Genomic DNA, 18,925 nt, shown 5'->3' with positions numbered 1-18,925 from the left:
CCTCTGTCTGCGTTATCAGCGCGCGCCGTACTCATCGTGACGGCGCCACCACATGCCGCTCTCGTTGCGGCCCTTCGGCGCGCGATCGAGCCATTGATAGCTGCCCCACAGCCCGTCGAGGCCGCGCGCATAGGCCGAATAGGTGTGATAGATGACGCCATCTTCGCACACGAACGCGCTCATGCCGGGACGGTCGCGCATGAAGGTCGCGCCATCGGTTCCGCAAGTGGACGCAACCTGCGCCGCCTTAGGAGGCACATCGGCCGCGCTGCGGGCGGGGCTCGGCTGATAATTGTATTCGGTGCCGCCCTGGCGCTGCTGGTCCTCGGTGATCGAGACGTTGAAGTCGAAATTGAAATCGCTGCCGGCCGAGGAGGCCCAGGGAAAGGTCCAGCCCATCCGCTTCTTATAGGTTTTGAGCTTGGCCAGCGGCGCACGCGAGACCGCCCACAGCATCACGTCGTGATGGGCGAGATGCACCGCAAAGCCGTTGAAGCCGTCGGCGATCATCGAGCAAGAGGGGCAGCCGGCCGCGAAGTCGGGGCCGAACATGAAATGGTAGACCAGGAGCTGCGAGCATCCGTTGAAGAGGTCGGGCAGCGAGGCCGGTCCCTCATCGGTGTCGAAGCGGTAGTCCTTGTCGACGCGGACCCAGGGCAGCGCCTGCCGCCGCCGCGCCAGCGCATCGCTCTGCCGCGTCAGTTCCTTCTCGGCCTGCAGCAGCTCCAGCCGTGCGGCCAGCCAGTCTTCGCGTGTTCCGGTCGGATGAGAGGTCATGGTGTGATCCTTTGCGTGTTGACCGCGAGCTAGACTAGGATCGGCCCCCACAGGGGTGAGAGTTACAAGTGTGGCGGGATTTGCATGGACTCGCTGATCACGGCTGCAGCGCTGGCGCTGGCTTCGGGTGATGCGCTCGGCGCGCTGAACCGGGTGGCCCTGCGCGAGGATGCGCCCGCGCTGGCGCTGCGCGGCATTGCCATGGCGCGGCTCGGTGATTTCGTGCGCGCCAAGGCGTTGCTGCGGCGTGCAGCGGGCGCATTCGGCCCGAGCGAGGCGGTGGCGCGCGCCCGCTGCATCGTCGCCGAAGCCGAAATCGCGCTGGCCTCGCGCGATCTGCGCTGGCCGACCAAGGCGCTGGACGCGGCACGGGCGACGCTCGACAAGCATGGCGACCGGCTGAACGCCGCGCACGCGCGCAGCCTCGAGATCCGCCGGCTGCTCCTAATCGGCCAGCTCGACGAGGCCGAGCAGCGCCTCGCCGCGCTCGATCCGGGACCGCTGCCGCCGGCATCGCGGGCGGTCTATGAACTGATCGTCGCGGGGCTGGCGATGCGGCGCCTGCAGACCAAGGCCGCACGCGCCGCGCTCGAACGTGCCGAGCATGCGGCACGGCGTGCCGGCATCCAAGAACTGATCGCCGAGATCGAGCAGGCGTCGCGCGCCTTGACCGCGCCCGCGGCACGGCTGATCTCGCGCGGCGGGGAACAGCTGTTGCAGCTTGCCGACGTCGAAGCGCTGCTCCGCTCCGATGCATTCGTTGTCGATGCCTGCCGTCTGACCATGCGTCACGGCCGCGTGGTGGTCCCGCTTGCCCGGCGGCCGGTGCTGTTTTCGCTTGCCCGGTCTCTGGCCGAAGCATGGCCGGACGACGTGCCGCGCGGCACGCTGATCGCGCAGGCGTTCCGCGGCAAGGAAGCGGATGAGTCGCATCGCGCGCGGCTGCGCGTCGAAATCGGACGGCTGCGGCAGGCCATGCAGCCGCTGGCCGAGGTCACCGCGACCAAGGCGGGCTTTGCGCTTTTGCCGATCCGCGCGCAGGAGGTGGTGGTGCTGACGCAGCCGATCGAAGATGAGCACGCGGCCGTGCTCGCATGCCTCGCCGATGGCGAGGCCTGGTCGAGCTCCGGCCTGTCGCTTGCGCTCGGCGCCAGCCAGCGCACCGTGCAGCGGGCGCTCGACGAGCTGCTGGTCGCCGGAAAGGTGCAGGCGTTCGGGCGCGGACCCGCCCGGCGCTGGACCTGCCCGCTGCTGCCGGGATTCGCGACCACGTTGTTACTCCCGGCGTCGCTGCCGAGCGAATAGGCTTTCTGCATTGCAGACGACAGGAGCGGACAGATGAAGCGAAGCGCAGCGGAGATCGTCAGAGAATATGGTCCGTTCGCGGATACCAAGCAGGTCGGCGGCGTCACCTATGACGGGCAGAAAGTCTGGTTCGCAGCCGGCGAGACATTGAGGGCGTTCGATCCGGCCGATGGGACGGTCCAGCGTTCGCTCGACGTCCCCGCGCATGCCGGGACCGCGTTCGACGGCCGGCATCTGTTTCAGCTCGCCGAAAACCGCATCCAGAAGATCGATCCCGCGAGCGGCGAGGTGCTGGCGACGATTCCGGCGCCGGGTGGTGGCGGCGACTCCGGCATGGCCTGGGCGGAAGGAACGCTCTGGGTCGGCGTCTATCGCGAGCGCAAGATCCACCAGATCGATCCCGACACGGGCAAGATCCTGCGCACCATTCCCTGCACCCGCTTCGTCACCGGCGTGACCTGGGTCGACGGCGAACTCTGGCACGGCAGCTGGGAAGATGAGGCCGGCGCGTTGCGCCGCATCGATCCGCAGAGCGGCGAAGTGCTCGAACAGCTCGACATGCCCGAGGGCATCACGGTGTCCGGTCTGGAGTCCGACGGCGGCGACCAGTTCTATTGCGGCGGCGGCAGCAGCGGCAAGGTGCGCGCGGTGCGGCGACCAAGGCGCAAATAGGGTGCAAGGTCAGCGGCTCGAGAATCTTTTTCTCGGTTCATCCTTCGAGACGCATCGCTCCGCGATGTTCCTCGGGATGAGGCCCGCTTCGCGGCGAGCTCATATATGGACCCTCATGGTGAGGAGGTGTGAAGCGCCGTCTCGAACCACGAGGCCTCCGCGACACGACAACAATGCAGCAGGCCCCGCCCACTCCTCTACTGCGCGATCGAGGTGTACGCCGCCTTGCGGAAGGCGGCGTTGGCCTCATCGCGCTGCGGGCCCTGTGCCTGTTGGCCCAGCGCCTTGGTCGGCGTGATCACCGAGAAGAGAACGAAGCCGCCGGCCTTGCGCGGGAAGATGAAGTACTCGGTGATGTCAGACTTCTCGCTGTCCTCGCATGACGACATGCCGCGGAACACGACCTGGCTGTCGACCAGCTCGCTGTTGCGTGCGGAGATGAACTTGCCTTTGCAGTCCCTCGCATCGTTGCCGACGATGATGGCCGCGACCTCCAGCCCGTCGACATTGGGCTCGGGCGGCACGATCCGAACGAAACCGGTGGCGTTGTCGGCCTTCCAGGCCACCCCGCCCGGCATCAACCACACCGGCTTTTCGCCGCCCCCCAGGATCGATGGATGTGACAGCGCTGCCTTGAGGATGAAATTCGAGGCGATCTGCATCGCCTCCAACTGCAATTCAGCTGAAGCGCCCTGCGGCCTGGACGGCTTCGCATTCGACGCGGAGGTGACCGGCGGCGGAGCGGGCTGATGCGACACGGCGGCGGCGCGCGTGACCCCCGCCATGAAGTTGGTCGCAGCCGCAAGGCCGCCTTGATTGACCGTCTTGGCGCAATAGACCAGCGCAGGCAGCATCACCGCGGTGCCGTCAAGGGTGAACTGAAACAGGTTGCCTTGCGCAAAGGCCGACATGGTCTTGGCGGCTCGAAAGCTCTTGACCAGCGCCGAGTCGACCGGCATCGGCACTGCGACCATATTGGTCGAGAACACGGTGCCGTCCACATTGAAGGTGTTGCGGCCGTCGAAGCTCAGCACGATCGGGAATTTCTGTCCTGGCGTCAGCGTCCAGCTCGGATGGATGAAGGCCAGCGCCCATTCGTAGGTCTTGGACACCACGACGCTGAAGGTGATGCCGCTCTTGTAGCTCGCACTCGCGATGCAGCTGGTGAACGCGCCGGTCTTGTCGTCGGTATAGGCGCCGCCCGACCAGCCCGCGGCCGAAATCGAGCCGTAAGGACCGCGCGCTTGAGCGGGCGACACCAGCGCCACCACCAGCACGAACAACAACATCGCAAGTCCAGCCCTCACGGCAGCCCCCATTTCCAACACGAAATTACCGCATTCTTGCAAAAACCTCGCCTACGTCAAGTAGCGGGACCGACATTCTCACTACTCCAAGGATGCTTGCTTCAAACGTGCTGGCTTGATAGGTCGCAGCCATCTCCGCCCCCTCTTCACCGGACCGTCATCAAACCGGGCTAGCGCTCACGCCTGTCGCAGACGATGGTCAAGGGATCCACGACATGTCCGAATCGCTGCCCGTGCTCGGCGCTGCGCTCTCCATCAAATCCATCCCCGCACATCGCGACTGGCTGCTGGAGCGCCAGCGCGATCTCGAGATCCAGGATTTTTCCCGCGCCGAAGTGCTCGATGGCGACTGGCGCGCGATCGCTTGCGACATCAAGGCCATGCTCGACGGCCACACCGGGCGGCGCGGCATCCACGGCCCGTTCTGGGGATTCAAGATCGACAGCCATGACCCCTTGATCCGCCGCGCCGTGACCAAGCGCCTGCTGCAGGGGCTCGAAGTCGCCGAGTTCCTCGGCGCGACGCATATGGTGATCCACTCGCCCTACACGACCTGGGACTACAACAATCTCGATAGCGAGAGCCGCGAAGGCCTGATCGAGCGCGTTCGTGCGACGCTTGGCGATGTGATCGCGCGCGCCGAGCAGGCTGGCTGCGAGATCGTGATCGAGAACATCGAGGACAAGGATCCCAAGGATCGCGTCCAATTGGCCAAGGCGCTCGGCAGCGCCAAGGTGCGGGTCTCGCTTGACACCGGTCATGCCAACTATGCGCATCATTCAACCGGGGCGCCGCCGGTCGACCATTATGTCGATGCAGCCGGCGACATGCTGGCGCATGTGCATCTGCAGGACACCGATGGCTATGGCGACCGCCATTGGGCGCCGGGCGAGGGCAATATCCCCTGGCCCGCGGTGTTTCGTGCGCTCGGCCGGCTGACCTCCAAGCCCCGTCTGATCCTCGAGCTGCGCAACCACGACTATGTCCGCGCCGGTGCTGCGCATCTGAAGGCGCTCGGCCTCGCCGAATAGAGCCGCACGCGACACCGGGATGGCCACTTGCCGCATCAGCGTCGGTGAAGAGGGCTATCGCAGAAATCGGCAATGTCGTAACCAAAATCGCGAAACGGATTCGTGTAGATCGGGGTCAGCCAGACCGCATCGACCCCGAGCCATCGCAGATAGCTGGCGCGTTGCAGGAGCCCGGCGATATCCCCCTTGCCGTCGCCGTCGCTATCCTGAAACGAGATGGTTGCGATCTCATAGATGACGGCGCCTCGCCACCATTCTTTTTCGGTTCGATTGGCTTTCGTGGGCATTCGCGGGGGCGTGATTGATCATTCATGCAATGGTCCATGCGCCGAGGGTGGCGTGGACACCGCTGGCCCCAATGCAGGCGAAAGCGTTCCGTTTCCTTGGGCTCGCAGCAATCAATGGGGGACGCGTTGCTGCGTCCATAGCGCACTGACGCGGCCGGACGAATCTCCGCCGGCAAATGCGCCACCCGCTCGGGGCGCCATCGAGATCGTCTCGACCGTCTCGATGGCGACGATCTCAAGGCTGATCGCGGCAACCACGCTTTCGCGCGCCAGTGCCGTCCATCTCTCGGCCTCCTGCAGCCAGAGAGTACGACGCGACGGATCGCGCTCGGCCTCCTCACGACAGTTCGTAGCTGCCGTCAAACATGCCGACCTTCTGTCCATGCCCCATGGTGCGGCAGGTCCGTGACAGCAGCATTAACTTACGCTGCCGCGCTCGCGATTTCTCCAGGAGCAGGCTTCGAGTTCCTATTCCCGCTCTCAGGCATATCTCATGGGCAGGGAGTGGTGGGCATGACAGGCGGCAACGGCCGCGTGACCGAACGCAACCGATATCTGATGCAGGTCGGTGACGACGTCGCCGATGCCATACAGGTGATCGATGTCGCTGCGCTGCTTGTCGTCGACCTTGAGAAAGCCGTCCGGCGTATGGCTCGCACCGAGTTGCATGGCCAGGTCGGAGCGCACCGCGGCGCCCATCGCCGGATAGACGATCTCAAACTGTTCGCACGAGCCGTCGACAAGCACAGCTTCGATGCCGTCACCCTGGCGACGGAGCGCATCGAGCTTTGGCGTCACGCGCACCGCCGCGTCGCTCAGCTTCTGCCGCAACGCATCGTCGTTCGCGTCGTCGATCGGGACCAAACTCACATCGGCGCTATAGCTTCGCATGAACAGCGCTTTGCCGGCGGCATGACTGAGCGGCCCGATCACCGCGATCCTGCGACCGATCGCCTCGAAGGCGTCGCAGACCGGACAATAGCGCAGTTCGCCCCGCCTCACCGCGTCAACCCACTCCGGCAGCGGCATCTGCTTGTCGACGATTCCGGTCGCGAGAATGACCCGCTGCGCGGTAATGGCACCAGCGGCGTGAGAGGCCAGCAATCCCACTTCATGCCTTTCCAATGAGCTCACCGAGCCACGAATCACGGGCACTCCGAGTTCGATGACCTGCTGCTGCATGCGCGCGAGCAGTTCGCGTCCAGGAATGCCATCAGGAAATCCGGGCAGATTATGACTGCGCGGAATCAAAGCGGCACGCGACGCGCCGCTGTCGACGATCGCAACGTCGCGACGGAAGCGCGCCAGATAGATCGCAGCCATCAAGCCGGCGGGGCCACCGCCGATGATCAAGACCTCGGTTTGCATCGGATGACCTTCACGTGGAGCGGCCACGCCGCGATGGGTTCACGCGACGTCGCTCCGGATTGCCCCTCGCAGAGACTAAGAAGTTCGTCAGCGAAAAGTTCTGGCATACAAGGGAATTTCCGGCTCGGCGCCGAGTTCTTGTCGAAAGGGTGCGGCGCCGCGCTTGCTGAGCGGCTCGCGTTCCGCGCCAACATTCGCCTCCCTTAGAGGCACCTGAGTGAATGTTGGCGCCAATGGAACTCTGGCTGGACGGGGTGTTTGGAGTGCAGCTTTGGATCTGACGCTGTGTAGCAGTGTTGCGACAAGGGGAACTTGTACGTCAAATCCGCTGTCCAGCAAAAACCCACTGCTGCTGGACGTTCAAAGAGCTTCATCCACAGAGAACTTTTTATCCTACTTGAAACTTCTGGTTGAAACGGTACTTTTTAACCTATGACGCTGCCCAGGGGGGCGCGTTCGTGTGAAGTTGCCGACGTTGATAGATGCGAGGGCGTCAATGAGGTTTGTAAATTCGACTGATGAGAGTTTGCTGGCTTATTATGAAAGCGTTCGCAAGCAGGTCGCCGCTGACAGTCGGATCGGAGGTCCTTTCCGGCTGATCGGGGAAAGCGCCAAGCAATATGCGACCGAGTTGCAGGCGGAGATGCGGCGACGGCAGCTTCGATTCACACCGATCGACTGGCCGCACTGATCGGCGCCGCGGCATAGGGTGAAGCGAACGCAGCGGAGTTTCCGCTGCGTCCGCCCTTCCCTTTGCTACTCCCAGGCCCAGCTGGAAAAGTCATTCTCGAACTGCGGGACGTCTTTCCAAACGCCCTTGAGCTTCTTGTTCACGATCGTGATCCACTGCGGCTGGTAGAGGAAACCCGCCGCCGCATCGGTCGCCAGCATGCGCTGGGCGTCGCCGAGCAGTTTGGCACGCGCGGCTTCGTCCGGCGTCGCCACGATCGACTGATAGAGCTTGTCGAAGGCGTCGGAGTGATAACCGAAATAATAGTCCTCGGTGAACTTCACGAGGTCGAACGGCTCGACATGCGACACGATGGTCAGGTCGAAATTGCGGGGACCGTTCAAGACCTGCGACAGCCACGCCGCCCATTCGAGGTTTTCGATCTTGGCGACGATGCCGACCTTGGCGAGCTCTGCGGCCAGCACCTCGCCACCCTGCCGCGCGTAAGGCGGCGGCGGCAGCTTGAGGCTCAGCTCGAGCGGCGTCTTGATGCCGGCCTCCGCCAGGAGCTTCTTGGCTTTCTCCGGATCATACGGGTTGATATCGGCGGTATCGACATAGCCGAGCGAGCCCGGCACGTAGAAGCTGCCGATCGGCGTGCCGAGCCCGTCGGCTGCGCCCTCGATCATCGCCTTGCGATCGATCGCGGCCAGAATGGCACGGCGGACGCGGACATCGTCGAGCGGCTTCCTCTTGTTGTTGATCGTGACGATGGTCTTCGCCTTGGAGCCGCCGATCAGCACCGTAAAGCGGGGATCAGACTTGAACTGCGCGAGACTCCGTCCCGCAGCAACGCGCGGGAAGGCGTCCACGTCACCCGACAGCAGTGCCGCGACTTGCGCTGAAGGATCCGAGATGAAGCGGATCGTCACCTTGGCGAGCTTGATCGCCGCGGCGTTGCGATAGTCCGGCCATTTGTTCAGCGTGATCGATGAGCCCTTGGCCCAGGCACCCAACGTGTAGGGCCCGGTGCCGACCGGCTGCGTCGCATCACTGGCTGCGCTCTTCGGCTCGATGATCGCGGCGGTCGCCTGCCCAAGCAAAAACGGCAGGTTCGGCTCGGCATATTTCAACGCGATCACGATCGTTTCGGCGTCGGGCGCATCGACATGCTCGAAGCTCTGGAACAGCGCCTTGTCCTTGTTGGTGCTGTTTTGCGCCGCCGCCCGCTCGAACGAGAACTTGACCGCCGCGGAATCCAACGGCTCACCGTTCTGGAATTTGGCGCCCTTGACCAGCTTGAAGGTGTAGGTCTTCAAGTCGGGCGACGCCTGCCAGCTCGTGGCGAGCAACGGCGACACCGAAGAGTCCTCGTTGATCTTGGTCAGGGTCTCATAGATGTTGTAGAGCGTCACTTCGGCGATGGCCGCAGCCGCGGCGCTGGTCGGATCAAGGCCCGGCGGCTCCAGCGTCATGCCCATCACGACGCTGTCCTTCTTGCCTTGCGCCAGCGCCGGCACCGACCAGGCGAACAATGGTCCCGCAGTGAATGCGGCGACCCAGACGGCAATACCAACCTTCTTCAACATCGGCTCTCTCCCTAGATACTCCAAACTATCAATCAAAGCCGATCGGAGACAATAGCATCGCCGGTCCCGATCACCGTCGCAGGCTGCGCCATTACCATTTCGGCCTTGTGGCATGCAGCCAAATGTTGAGCCCCGATGGCGCGTAACGCCGGCGCTGCCTCGCGGCAATGTCCGTCAGCGAGCGGGCAACGCGGCACATAGGCGCAGCCGGCGGTAGTGGCCGATTGCGAGACGTTCATCGGCGCCGCGCGGCGCCGCCTGATTGCCCCGGCCTGCGCGCGCGGCACTGCCTCCAGGAGCGCGCGCGTATAGGGATGGCCGCATCGTTCGAACAAATCTTCGGGGCGTCCCTGCTCGACGACCCGTCCGAGATACATCACCGCGACCTCGTCGCAGAGATAATCGACGACCGCGAGATCGTGACTGATCAGGACGTAGCTCAGGCCGAACTCGTCCTGCAGATCTTCCAACAGGTTGAGCACCTGGGCCTGCACCGACACGTCGAGCGCGCTGACCGGCTCGTCGGCCACGATCAGCTTCGGCTGGGTGATCAGGGCGCGCGCGATCGCGATGCGCTGGCGCTGGCCGCCGGAGAACTCGTGCGGGTATTTGTCCATGTCGGCGTCGCGCAATCCGACCTGGCGCAACACCGTGCCGACGCGCTCGCGCAAGCTCGCGCGATCGAGCCGGCCGAGCGCCGTCAGCGGCTCGGCGACGATGCGCGCGATGGTCTGGCGCGGATCGAGCGAGCCATACGGGTCCTGAAACACCATCTGGAAATCGCGCCTGGCGCGGCGCAGCTCATCGGCCGGCATCGCATTGAGATCGCGGCCCGACAGCTTGACCGAGCCGGAGGTCGGCCGCTCCAGCGCCATCACCAGCCGCGCGAAGGTCGACTTACCCGAGCCGGATTCGCCGACGACGCCGAGGCTCTGTCCGGCCATCACCTGCGCCGAGACGCCGTTGAGCGCGAGCACCTCGCCCGGCGCACGCAACAGGCTCTCGCGCGGCAGCGCATAGCGCTGCACGAGATCCTGCACCTCGAGCAGTGGCACGCGGGACGAGATCTGATCCGCCGCACTCATGCGCCGGCTCCCGCCAGCGATACGTCGGTCCTGATACAGCGCGCCCGATGCCCGCCTCCGATATCGATCGCATCGGGAAGCGCTGCACGGCAACGCGCGATGACGATCGGACAGCGGTCGGCGAAAGTGCAGCCTTGCGGCAGATCGGCAAGCTCGGGCACCGAGCCGGCGATGGTCTTCAGCCGCGTTCCTTTCTTGGCGCCAAGCCGCGGCCGGGCGCGAAACAGCCCCTGGGTGTAGGGATGGCCCATGCGCGAGAACACCGCATCCGTCGTGCCGCTCTCGACCACGGCGCCGCCATACATCACCATCATGCGGCTGACATTCTCGGCGATGACGCCGAGATCGTGGCTGATCAGGATCATCGCCATGCCGCGCTCCTCGACCAGATCAGCGACGAGGTCGAGGATCTGGCGCTGGATGGTGACGTCAAGCGCGGTGGTCGGCTCGTCGGCGATCAGCACGTCGGGCTGGCAGGCAAGCGCCATCGCGATGGTGATGCGCTGGCGTTGGCCGCCGGAGAACTGGTGCGGATACGCATCCGCGCGCTTGACTGCATCAGGCAGGCCGACGCGATCGAGCAGTGCGATCGCCTCCTCGCGCGCCTCAGCCGCGGAAAGGTTCTTGTGGCGACGCAACGGCTCCGCCACCTGCCGCCCGACCGTGTGCATCGGATTGAGTGCGGTCATCGGCTCCTGGAAGATCATGCTGATGCGGTTACCCCGCAGCCGGCAATAGTCAGGGTCCGACAACCCGACCAGCTCGCGGCCGTCGAGCCGAATGCTGCCGCTGACGACCGCGCTGTCCGGCAGCAGTCCCATCAGCGCCAGCGCGGTGACGGACTTGCCGCAGCCGGATTCCCCGACCAGTCCGAGCGTCTCGCCGCGCCGAAGCGCAAATGAGACCTCGCGGACAGCCTGCGCCCGGCCGCGGCTGGTGTTGAGCGAGATGCCGAGCCCTTCGACCTCGATCAAAGGCGTATCGCTCGCTGCGCTCATGCTCAACGCTCACGTGAGAGGCGTGGATCGAGCAGGTCGCGCAATCCGTCGCCGAGCAGGTTGAGACCGAGCACGGCAATGGCGATCGCCAGACCCGGATAGACCGCGAGCATCGGCGACTGAAACAAGAGACTCTGCGCATCGTTCAACATGCGTCCCCATGAGGGCATCGGCGGCTGCGTGCCGAGCCCGAGATAGGACAGCGCGGCTTCGGCCAGGATCGCGAGCGCGAACTGGATCGTCGCCTGCACGATCAGGATCGACAGGATGTTCGGCAGCACATGCTCGATCGTGATACGAAAGCGGCCCTTGCCGGACGCGCGCGCGGCAAGCACGAATTCCCGCGCCCAGATCGCGCTCGCCGAACCACGGGTGACGCGAACGAACACCGGAATCTGGAAGATGCCGATGGCCGTGATCGAGGTCACCATGCCCGGGCCGATCACCGCGGCCAGCATGATCGCCGACAGCACGGCGGGAAACGCGAAGGTGAAATCGGACAGGCGCATGATCAGCTCCTCGGTCCAGCCTTTCCGTGCTGCGGCGACCAGCCCGAGACAGACGCCAACGGAGAGCCCGATGCCGACGGCGATGATGCCGACCAGGATGGTCGCGCGCGCACCGACCAGCAGCAGCGAGACGATGTCGCGCCCGAGCACGTCGGTGCCGAGCCAATGCGACGCCGATGGCGGCCTCAGCTTGGAGGCGATGTCGAGGTCGTAGGCCGACCACGGCGTCCACGCCAGCGACAGCAGCGCAGCGCCAAGCACGAGCAGGCAGAGCGCGCCGCCGAGCGCGAAGCTGCGATGGCGCAGCGCGCGCCGCCAGAAGCCGTTCGCATTGCGCGTACGATCCGGCACGAGCGCGATCGTGGAGGAAGTGTTCACAGCTCGTGCACCTTGATCCGGGGATCGATCGCGGCATAGAGCACATCGACCACGAAATTGACGACAATGACCATCGCCGCGAGCAGCATGACGCAGTTGCGCACCACGATCAGGTCGCGATTGGCGATCGACTGGAAGATCAGCCGGCCGAGCCCTGGCAGATAGAACACGTTCTCGATCACGATCGTGCCGGCCAGCAGATTGGCGAACTGAAGGCCCATCACGGTCATCACCGGGATCATCGCATTGCGCAGCACGTGCCGCCACAACACCTCGCGCCTGGTCAGCCCCTTGGCGCGCGCCGTGCGCACGAAATCCTCGCGCGAGACTTCGAGCACGGCCGAGCGCGTGACGCGGGCGAGGATCGCCGCCTGCACGACGGCAAGCGCGATGGCCGGCAATAGCAGCGACTTGATGCCGGGCCACAGCCCGTCATCCCAGCCGGCAAAGCCGCCGGCCGAGAGCCATTGCAGCTTCACCGCGAACAGGAGAATCAGGAGGATCGCGAACCAGAAGCTCGGCAGCGCGATGCCGATCTGCGTCAGTGACATCACGCCGACGTCGCCGAGCCTGTTGTGATGGGCGGCGCTATAGACGCCGGCGGCAAGCGCCAGCGCTGTGGTGATGGCCATCGCCATGATCGCGAGCGGGATGGTCAGGACCAGCCGTTCCGCGATCAGGCCGGCGACCGGCGTGCCATAGGCGTAGCTGTTGCCGAGGTCGCCGACTGCCATCCCGCCGAGCCAATGCACGTAGCGAACCACCAGCGGCTGGTCGAGCCCGAGCTTGACCGCGAGCGCCTGCACGGCTTCCGGCGAGGCATCGGCTCCCATCAGCATCTGCGCGGCATTGCCGGGCAAGGCGTCCAGCACCAGGAAAATGACCAGCGACGCGCCGACCAGGGTAGCCAGCAGGGTCAGGAAACGCCGCAGAACGAACACGCTCATTCTATGATCTCGGCCTCACGCCACCCCACGGCACGATCCAACATGTCCCGCTGCCGGACGCAAGCCCCGCGCGCATGGTGCTTCCCCGCGATCAGCCAGGCCTGCGGGCCAGCAGATCGTGCGACGCCTCGAACAGCGCGCTCACCCGCAACAGCTCCGCATCGGCGCGGAAGCGGCCGACCAGTTGAAGGCCGATCGGCAGACCGTCGCGACCAAAGCCGCAAGGCAGGCTGACCGCCGGGTGCCCGGTCATGTTGAATGGCATGGTCCAGGGAAACCAGTGTGGCCGGACATGATCGAAACTTTGCCCGTCGATCTCGATGGTGCCGAACAGGTCCTGGTCGATCGGTAACGCCGTCCGGCTCAGGGTCGGCATCGCCAGCAGGTTGCCACGCGCAAGCAGCGCCTGCACGCGGCGGAACAGCGACGTGCGTTCGAACATGGCCTGCTGGTAGTCCGCACCGCTGACCTTGGCGGCCAATGCGATCTGCTTGTGGAACGTCTCGCTCAGGACATCGCCGTGCTCGGCGGCCAGCTTCTCGAAGCGCGTCCGCCAGACGGTATGATTGATGGCGCGCCAGACCGGCTCGACATCGAAATCCGCGCCGGAAAATTCCTCGAGCTCTGCGCCCAGACCTGCCAGCCGATCGAGACTGGCCTTGAAGGCATCAGCAACGTCGGCCGCGACCGGCCGCCCCGGCAGCGACAGGCAGAACAGAATCCTCTGTCCGCGCAGATCGCCGCGCGGCGTGGCCGCAACCAGGAAATCCGGCACGGGAACGCCGATCGACCAGGGATCGGAGGCATCCTCCCCTGCCATCGCCTGCATCATCAGCGCGGTGTCAGCAACCGTCCGCGTGGTCGGCGTCACGTAGGTCTGGTTGCCGAAGGCATCCTGCACCTGGCTGTGGGGGATGACGCCGTTGCTCTGCTTCAATCCGACCACGCCGTTGCAGGCGGCAGGAATCCGCGTCGACCCGCCGCCATCGGTGGCAACCGCCAGTGGCGCGATCCCGCTCGCCACCGCCACCGCCGCGCCGCCGCTCGAGCCGCCGCTGGAACGCCGCGCATCCCAGGCATTGCGGGTCCGGCCGAACAACGGCGAGTCGGTCAGGCATTTGCTGCCGAACTCCGGCGTCGTGGTCTTGCCGATCAGGATCGCGCCCTGCGCGCGCAGCCGCGCAACCGCCACGGCATCCTGATCGGGGACATTGTCCGCATAAGGCACCGCGCCGAAGGTGGTGCGGACGCCCTTGGTGTTGACGATGTCCTTCACCGTGAAAGGGAGACCCTCCAGCAGCCGGGCGGGCTCGCCGCGCGCGATCCTGCGTTCGGCATCCCTTGCCTGTGCCAAGGCGCTGTCCGCGCAGATCGTGATGAAGCAGTTGAGCTCGCCCTGCAGCCGCTCCGCCCGGGCCAGGACCGCGCTCACGATCTCGGTCGGCGAGATCTGCTTGCGAGCGATGGGCTCGCGCAGCTCGGTTGCGGAGCGGAAGCAGAGATCGTCGCTCATCTTCAGGTCATTCTCCGGCAGCGCAGTCCCGCGAAGGCGCATTGACAGCAAGAATGGCACCCGGGTTAACTCGCCGTCCAATACGAATTTGAGCGCCAACCCATACATTTTCGGTATGCCCATGGACCTCCGCAGGCTTCCTTACTTCGTGGCCGTGGCCGAGGAGCGCAGCGTCGGCAAAGCCGCAGAGCGGCTGCGGATGGCGCAGCCGCCGCTGTCGCTGCAAATCCGAAAGCTGGAGTCCGAAATCGGCACCGCCCTGTTCCGCCGGGGCAGTCGCGGCATGGACCTGACCGAGGCCGGTCAGGCGCTGCTGTCGCGGGCGCGAGCAGCGCTCGCCCTTGCAGCGGAGGGCGCGGAATCGGCGCGTGCCGTCGCAGCCGGACGGCGCGGACGGCTCTCCGTTGGCTACATGTTCGTGCTGGCCAATGCCGTGCTACCCAGGCTCGTTCCCGAGCTGCGCCGGTCGCTGCCCGGAGCGGACCTCGAGTTTGTCGAGCTGAGCGCGTCGACGCGCGAGGCGCGGCTGCTCGACCGCAGCGTGACGGTCGCGCTGTGCATGCCTGCCATCCGCCACCCTGAGATTCAGGCGGCGCAGATCGGCACGCAGCCGCTCATGCTGGCCCTGCCGGCGCGGTCGCCGCTCGTGCGCCTGACAGCGGTGCCGGTGAACAGATTGCACGGGCGTCCCCTCATCGCTCTGCCGCGACCAGGCGAGGAGTCCGCCTCGTCCGCGGTGGCCGCCCTGCTTCGGCGGCATCAGGTCGAGATGCCGATCGTCAGCCGGGTCGAGACCGTCCATTCGGCGATGAGCCTCGTCCTGGCCGGCGAAGGTCTTGCAATTCTTCCGGCTTGCGCGGCGCTCGGCGCACCACGCGGCATCATCTTCAAACCTTTCCTCGACGCGACCGATACGATCGAGATCGCGATCTGCTGGCGGCGCGATGTCGACAGCCCGCTGATCCGAAACTTTCGCAAATGCGCCGAGAGAGTCGTGGCCCGGCTGTAAGGCCGAGGGCGAACCGACCCACCCCTTCGACGCGGAAACGCTCCGCATCAAGGGGCAGACGCGCCGCGAGAAAGGCGCGTGATCAAAGGTTATCCGGCATCTTGAGCTCGTGGCGGATCCGCTCCGCCTTGATCTGCCGTTCGGCCTCGTACCAGAATTCCTGGTCACGGCCGCTTGGCCGGCCGGCCTGCTCCCAGAGCTGATGGGCCCTCTTGCTGATCTCCTGGTCGTCCGTGTCGTTCATCCCTTTTGCTCCTGTGTCCGGCAGCTTCACCGAGATTTGCGGCCACACCGGCCGTCGGCGCGTTAAAGCTCGGTCTTGCATCAACGCTTGAAACAGTCATGGAGACAATCATGGCCGATCAATTCCTTCGCGGGCGCGTTGCGCTGGTGACCGGTGGTTCGCGCGGCATCGGTGCCGCCATATGCCGCGCGCTGGCCGCCGCCGGTGCCTCCGTCGCGATCAACTACCGGAACCGCACCGATGAGGCCGAGCGGTTGGCAAAGGAGCTGCAGGGCAAAGGAGCCCGCGCGATCCCGTGTCAGGCGGACGTGTCGAACACCGCGTCCGTCACGACGCTGGTCGCCGCGGTCCAGAGCGGGCTCGGCCCGGTCGATATCCTCATCAACAACGCAGGAATCGCGATCACGCGCGGCATCGATGATCTCACCGAGGCCGATTTCGACACGACCATCGCCGTCAATCTGAAATCGGCGTTCCTCTGCACGCAAGCCGTCGTACCGGGCATGCGGGCGCGCAAATGGGGACGCATCGTCAACATCTCCTCCGGTGCGGCGCGCGGCGCCGGCGCGATCGGCCCGCATTACAACGCGTCCAAGGCCGGCATGGAGGGCCTCACCCGCGGCTATGCCGCGCGGCTCGTCAAGGACGGCATCACCGTCAATGCGGTCGCCCCCTCACTGATCGCCACCGACATGATGCAGGATCAGAAGGCGCTGGTTTCGCGCATTCCACTCGGACGCTTCGGCCAGCCGGACGAAGTGGCCAAAGCCGTGATGCTGCTGCTCGACAATCCCTACATGACCGGCCAGACCATCGCGATGAGCGGCGGCATGGCGTTCAATTGAAGCGATGCGGGATGGAGATGGCGGCGACGGCTGTCACTGAGCGCCCGGCACGACATCGCTGAAGAACCGGATCAACTCGCCGCTGACCTCGTCGGGGCTCTCTTCGGGCATGTAATGCCCGCAGCCCGCCACGACGCCGCCCTGCACGTCGCTGCCGAGCGAACGCATCGCCTCGACCATGCCCTGTCCGACGCCCCGTTCCGCGCCCAACGCCAGCACCGGCATCGGCAGCGGCCGCTGGCCTCTGGCGCGATTGGCGGCCAGACCTTCCGGACTGAAAGCCGCCTTGTAGTAGGCCGTGGCCGCGCGGATCGCCCCGGGTGCGGCGAGCTGCCGCGCATATTCATCGATATCGTCAGGGCCGATCGCCCAGGCGTTGATGGCCTTGGCGCGGAACAGCCAAGTCAGGAACGCCGGCTCCCGCCCTGCGATCAGAATCTCCGGCAGATCATCGAGGCGATTGAAGGCGAAATGCCATGTGCGCAGGTTTGCCTCGTCAGGCGCAAGATCGGTGCGCGGCGACGACAGGCCGGGCACCAGCGCGTCCAGCACCGCCAACCGCCTGACATCATCAGGCCAGTCGGCCGCGTAGGCGTAGCCGATCCAGGTGCCGACGTCATGACCGACAACGTCGATGGGGCCGTCGGCAAGCAGACCGAGCTTTTCCGCGAGCGCGTGGATATCAGCGGCGACCGTTGTCAGGTCGTAGCCGCCCGCAGGACGATCAGACTCCCCCATGCCGCGCGGATCCAGCGCGACGACGCGACGGCCGGCGGCAGCAAGGCGCACCATCACGAAACGCCACGCATACCAGCTCTGCGGCCAGCCGGGCAGAAGCAAAACCGGCGCGCCGCTGCAGCCGGCGACATAATGGAGATGGACGCCGTCCACGACCGCGGTGCCGTGACGGAAGGTTTGCCAGAAAGCGGACAGGTCGGATTCGGTTGAGCGCATCATTTTAGAACAATCGTTTCCTAATTAGCGATAGCAAAGTCAGTCGAGGAGGTGCAGCGCGTGTTCGCAGACGGCAACCATGTCGGCCTGCTTGCGGCCCGTCTTGCCGACAACACGCATGCCCTGAATCAGGCAGAGCATCAGGCGGCCCGTAATCTCCGGGTCCACATGCGATGCGACCGAGCCGTCGGCCTGGCCTTCACGGATGAAGCGCACCAGCCGCGCCTCATGCGTCGCGAGAATCTTCGCCAAGCGTTCGCGAAACCCGGCGTCCGAGGACGCAAACTCGATGAGGCCACCGACGACAAGGCAGCCGGTCCGCCCGGCGTCGCCGTGGCTGTATTCGGCATAGGCGCTCAACACGGCCGCAACGCGCTGGCGACCGGTCGCAGCCGAGGCCAGCCATTCATCGAGCCGCCGGGACCGTTGATCGACGTAACGATCGAGTGCCGCCAGCAGAAGACCGCGCTTGTCGCCGAACGCCTTGTAGATGCTGCCGGACGTCAGCCCCAGCGCCTTGTTCAGGTCGGAGATCGAGGTCGCGTGGTAGCCGATCCGGCTGAACACCGTGATCGCCTTGTCCAGCACGCTGTCGATGTCGAACTCGCGCGGACGTCCGGGCTGGCGGCGATCCAATTCGGTAATGATCGTTTCCATATTCGGTCAGTTAGAACATGATCGTATCCAAATCAAGCCCCCCCCCCGCCATGGGGCAGGGTATGCACGCATTTCTGGATCAACCGCATCGCATGCTGGCGCGACAGTCTCGGTGTGCTCCCTCTCCCCGTTCCTGCGGGGAGAGGTAAGGGCATGCGCGGCTCGAGCGGAAAAAATGTGTGTTGCCCTGGCGCCGTGACGGAGCGACGCCCGGTTCACCCCTGCACGACGCCGAGCAGCAGGGCCACCTCGCCGTTCTCCCACAGCGGCAGCAACAGCCGCGACAGCTCGCGGCTGGATGTTTCGGTCAGGCGCAGCAAGGTCGGCTCACCGGCCTCGACCGTGACACTCGCCTGCGCGCGGAGATAGCCGAAGGCGGCGTCCGGGGTGGTCTCGTCGGCGAATTTGCCGACCGCAGCCTCGGGCAGGCCGGCACTCACGAACTCGAAGCGGAAGCGCTCCGGCTTCGTGAAAACCTTCAGCAGAAAAGCCTTGTGCAGCCGTCCGACGGCGGACTGGGCGAGATCGTCGGCGAAGGGCATGCTGTTTTCCGCCCGTTTCAGTCCCTGCCACAGCGCAACCGCCGCCTGCAGCCTGTCGTCGAGATGATCGGGAACTGGAAGCGGATTTCGGCACAGCATGATTTTCGGTCCCATCATCTTCGGCGGCATCGGGATCTGCGCGGCGTGATCGGCCGCGCAGCCTTCGTTGAATTTCGATCCACCCTACGCATGCGAGGCGCTGTCACTTTGATCCTCGTCAACGGGAGGCCACGGAGGA

General features: G+C 65.4%; 21 protein-coding genes. 6 read left to right on the top strand and 15 right to left on the bottom strand.

Annotated features, from left to right (window positions below):
• Positions 1–15: 15 nt before the first annotated feature.
• Complete coding sequence (locus ACQR1W_RS21135; protein WP_434852604.1) at positions 16–777, bottom strand: DUF899 domain-containing protein; 762 nt, start codon at positions 775–777, stop codon at positions 16–18.
• 84 nt (positions 778–861) lie between these two features.
• On the opposite strand from ACQR1W_RS21135, the gene ACQR1W_RS21130 reads away from it, so the two are divergent.
• Together ACQR1W_RS21130 and ACQR1W_RS21125 are read left to right on the top strand one after the other, a co-directional pair.
• Complete coding sequence (locus ACQR1W_RS21130) at positions 862–2,082, top strand: helix-turn-helix domain-containing protein (RefSeq protein WP_434852603.1); 1,221 nt, start codon at positions 862–864, stop codon at positions 2,080–2,082.
• 33 nt (positions 2,083–2,115) lie between these two features.
• A complete protein-coding gene (locus ACQR1W_RS21125; RefSeq protein WP_434852602.1) occupies positions 2,116–2,754 on the top strand; it encodes a Vgb family protein in 639 nt (212 codons plus the stop codon).
• 197 nt (positions 2,755–2,951) lie between these two features.
• Here ACQR1W_RS21125 and ACQR1W_RS21120 read toward each other — a convergent pair whose 3' ends face one another.
• Positions 2,952–4,061: a hypothetical protein gene (locus ACQR1W_RS21120; RefSeq protein ID WP_434852601.1), complete on the bottom strand. Its 1,110-nt coding sequence runs from the start codon at positions 4,059–4,061 to the stop codon at positions 2,952–2,954.
• A 215-nt stretch (positions 4,062–4,276) separates the two neighbouring features.
• On the opposite strand from ACQR1W_RS21120, the gene ACQR1W_RS21115 reads away from it, so the two are divergent.
• Positions 4,277–5,092 carry a sugar phosphate isomerase/epimerase family protein gene (locus ACQR1W_RS21115; protein ID WP_434852600.1) on the top strand — a complete coding sequence of 272 codons (816 nt, stop codon included), beginning with the start codon at positions 4,277–4,279 and terminating at the stop codon, positions 5,090–5,092.
• 35 nt (positions 5,093–5,127) lie between these two features.
• Here ACQR1W_RS21115 and ACQR1W_RS21110 read toward each other — a convergent pair whose 3' ends face one another.
• The 3 genes from ACQR1W_RS21110 to ACQR1W_RS21100 form a co-directional block, all read right to left on the bottom strand.
• A complete protein-coding gene (locus ACQR1W_RS21110; RefSeq protein ID WP_434852599.1) occupies positions 5,128–5,379 on the bottom strand; it encodes an alpha-amylase family glycosyl hydrolase in 252 nt (83 codons plus the stop codon).
• A gap of 111 nt (positions 5,380–5,490) precedes the next feature.
• Entirely contained in the window at positions 5,491–5,742 is a 252-nt protein-coding gene (locus tag ACQR1W_RS21105) for a hypothetical protein (protein ID WP_434852598.1), read from the bottom strand.
• Positions 5,743–5,859: 117 nt separating this feature from the next.
• A complete protein-coding gene (locus tag ACQR1W_RS21100) occupies positions 5,860–6,747 on the bottom strand; it encodes an NAD(P)/FAD-dependent oxidoreductase (RefSeq protein ID WP_008970692.1) in 888 nt (295 codons plus the stop codon).
• 496 nt (positions 6,748–7,243) lie between these two features.
• Between ACQR1W_RS21100 and ACQR1W_RS21095 the strand changes: the two genes are divergently transcribed.
• The gene (locus ACQR1W_RS21095; RefSeq protein WP_008970693.1) at positions 7,244–7,438 is read left to right on the top strand and encodes a hypothetical protein; all 195 of its coding nucleotides are present in this window, start codon (positions 7,244–7,246) and stop codon (positions 7,436–7,438) included.
• A gap of 65 nt (positions 7,439–7,503) precedes the next feature.
• Here ACQR1W_RS21095 and ACQR1W_RS21090 read toward each other — a convergent pair whose 3' ends face one another.
• The 6 genes from ACQR1W_RS21090 to ACQR1W_RS21065 form a co-directional block, all read right to left on the bottom strand.
• On the bottom strand, positions 7,504–9,006 hold the full coding sequence (locus ACQR1W_RS21090) for an ABC transporter substrate-binding protein (protein ID WP_434852597.1): 1,503 nt from the start codon (positions 9,004–9,006) through the stop codon (positions 7,504–7,506).
• 32 nt (positions 9,007–9,038) lie between these two features.
• On the bottom strand, positions 9,039–10,091 hold the full coding sequence (locus ACQR1W_RS21085) for an ABC transporter ATP-binding protein (RefSeq protein WP_434852596.1): 1,053 nt from the start codon (positions 10,089–10,091) through the stop codon (positions 9,039–9,041).
• Complete coding sequence (locus tag ACQR1W_RS21080) at positions 10,088–11,089, bottom strand: ABC transporter ATP-binding protein (protein WP_434852595.1); 1,002 nt, start codon at positions 11,087–11,089, stop codon at positions 10,088–10,090. The genes ACQR1W_RS21085 and ACQR1W_RS21080 overlap by 4 nt, the downstream gene beginning before the upstream one ends.
• Before the next feature lie 2 nt (positions 11,090–11,091).
• Positions 11,092–11,976 carry an ABC transporter permease gene (locus ACQR1W_RS21075; protein WP_434852594.1) on the bottom strand — a complete coding sequence of 295 codons (885 nt, stop codon included), beginning with the start codon at positions 11,974–11,976 and terminating at the stop codon, positions 11,092–11,094.
• Entirely contained in the window at positions 11,973–12,923 is a 951-nt protein-coding gene (locus ACQR1W_RS21070) for an ABC transporter permease (protein ID WP_434852593.1), read from the bottom strand. The genes ACQR1W_RS21075 and ACQR1W_RS21070 overlap by 4 nt, the downstream gene beginning before the upstream one ends.
• 91 nt (positions 12,924–13,014) lie before the next feature.
• Complete coding sequence (locus ACQR1W_RS21065; RefSeq protein WP_434852592.1) at positions 13,015–14,436, bottom strand: amidase; 1,422 nt, start codon at positions 14,434–14,436, stop codon at positions 13,015–13,017.
• 121 nt (positions 14,437–14,557) lie between these two features.
• Between ACQR1W_RS21065 and ACQR1W_RS21060 the strand changes: the two genes are divergently transcribed.
• Positions 14,558–15,445 (top strand): LysR substrate-binding domain-containing protein, encoded by an 888-nt coding sequence (locus ACQR1W_RS21060; protein ID WP_434852591.1) that lies wholly within the window; start codon positions 14,558–14,560, stop codon positions 15,443–15,445.
• Between the two features lie 82 nt (positions 15,446–15,527).
• Here the strand turns inward: ACQR1W_RS21060 and ACQR1W_RS21055 are convergent, their stop codons facing one another.
• Entirely contained in the window at positions 15,528–15,689 is a 162-nt protein-coding gene (locus ACQR1W_RS21055) for a DUF2934 domain-containing protein (protein ID WP_434852590.1), read from the bottom strand.
• 110 nt (positions 15,690–15,799) lie between these two features.
• Between ACQR1W_RS21055 and ACQR1W_RS21050 the strand changes: the two genes are divergently transcribed.
• On the top strand, positions 15,800–16,534 hold the full coding sequence (locus ACQR1W_RS21050) for an SDR family NAD(P)-dependent oxidoreductase (RefSeq protein WP_434852589.1): 735 nt from the start codon (positions 15,800–15,802) through the stop codon (positions 16,532–16,534).
• A gap of 33 nt (positions 16,535–16,567) precedes the next feature.
• On the opposite strand, the gene ACQR1W_RS21045 is transcribed toward ACQR1W_RS21050, so the two are convergent.
• The 3 genes from ACQR1W_RS21045 to ACQR1W_RS21035 all read right to left on the bottom strand — a co-directional run bounded on the left by ACQR1W_RS21045 (position 16,568) and on the right by ACQR1W_RS21035 (position 18,816).
• A complete protein-coding gene (locus tag ACQR1W_RS21045; protein WP_434852588.1) occupies positions 16,568–17,491 on the bottom strand; it encodes an alpha/beta fold hydrolase in 924 nt (307 codons plus the stop codon).
• A gap of 36 nt (positions 17,492–17,527) precedes the next feature.
• A complete protein-coding gene (locus tag ACQR1W_RS21040) occupies positions 17,528–18,145 on the bottom strand; it encodes a TetR/AcrR family transcriptional regulator (RefSeq protein WP_434852587.1) in 618 nt (205 codons plus the stop codon).
• Positions 18,146–18,360: 215 nt separating this feature from the next.
• Positions 18,361–18,816: a hypothetical protein gene (locus ACQR1W_RS21035; RefSeq protein ID WP_434852586.1), complete on the bottom strand. Its 456-nt coding sequence runs from the start codon at positions 18,814–18,816 to the stop codon at positions 18,361–18,363.
• Positions 18,817–18,925: the final 109 nt, after the last annotated feature.

Origin of the sequence: Bradyrhizobium sp. HKCCYLS1011, from assembly GCF_051167795.1 — a bacterium.
Lineage (GTDB): Bacteria > Pseudomonadota > Alphaproteobacteria > Rhizobiales > Xanthobacteraceae > Bradyrhizobium.
The sequence above is the reverse complement of the archived record's forward strand: the minus strand, read 5'-3'. Positions and strand labels throughout refer to the sequence as shown.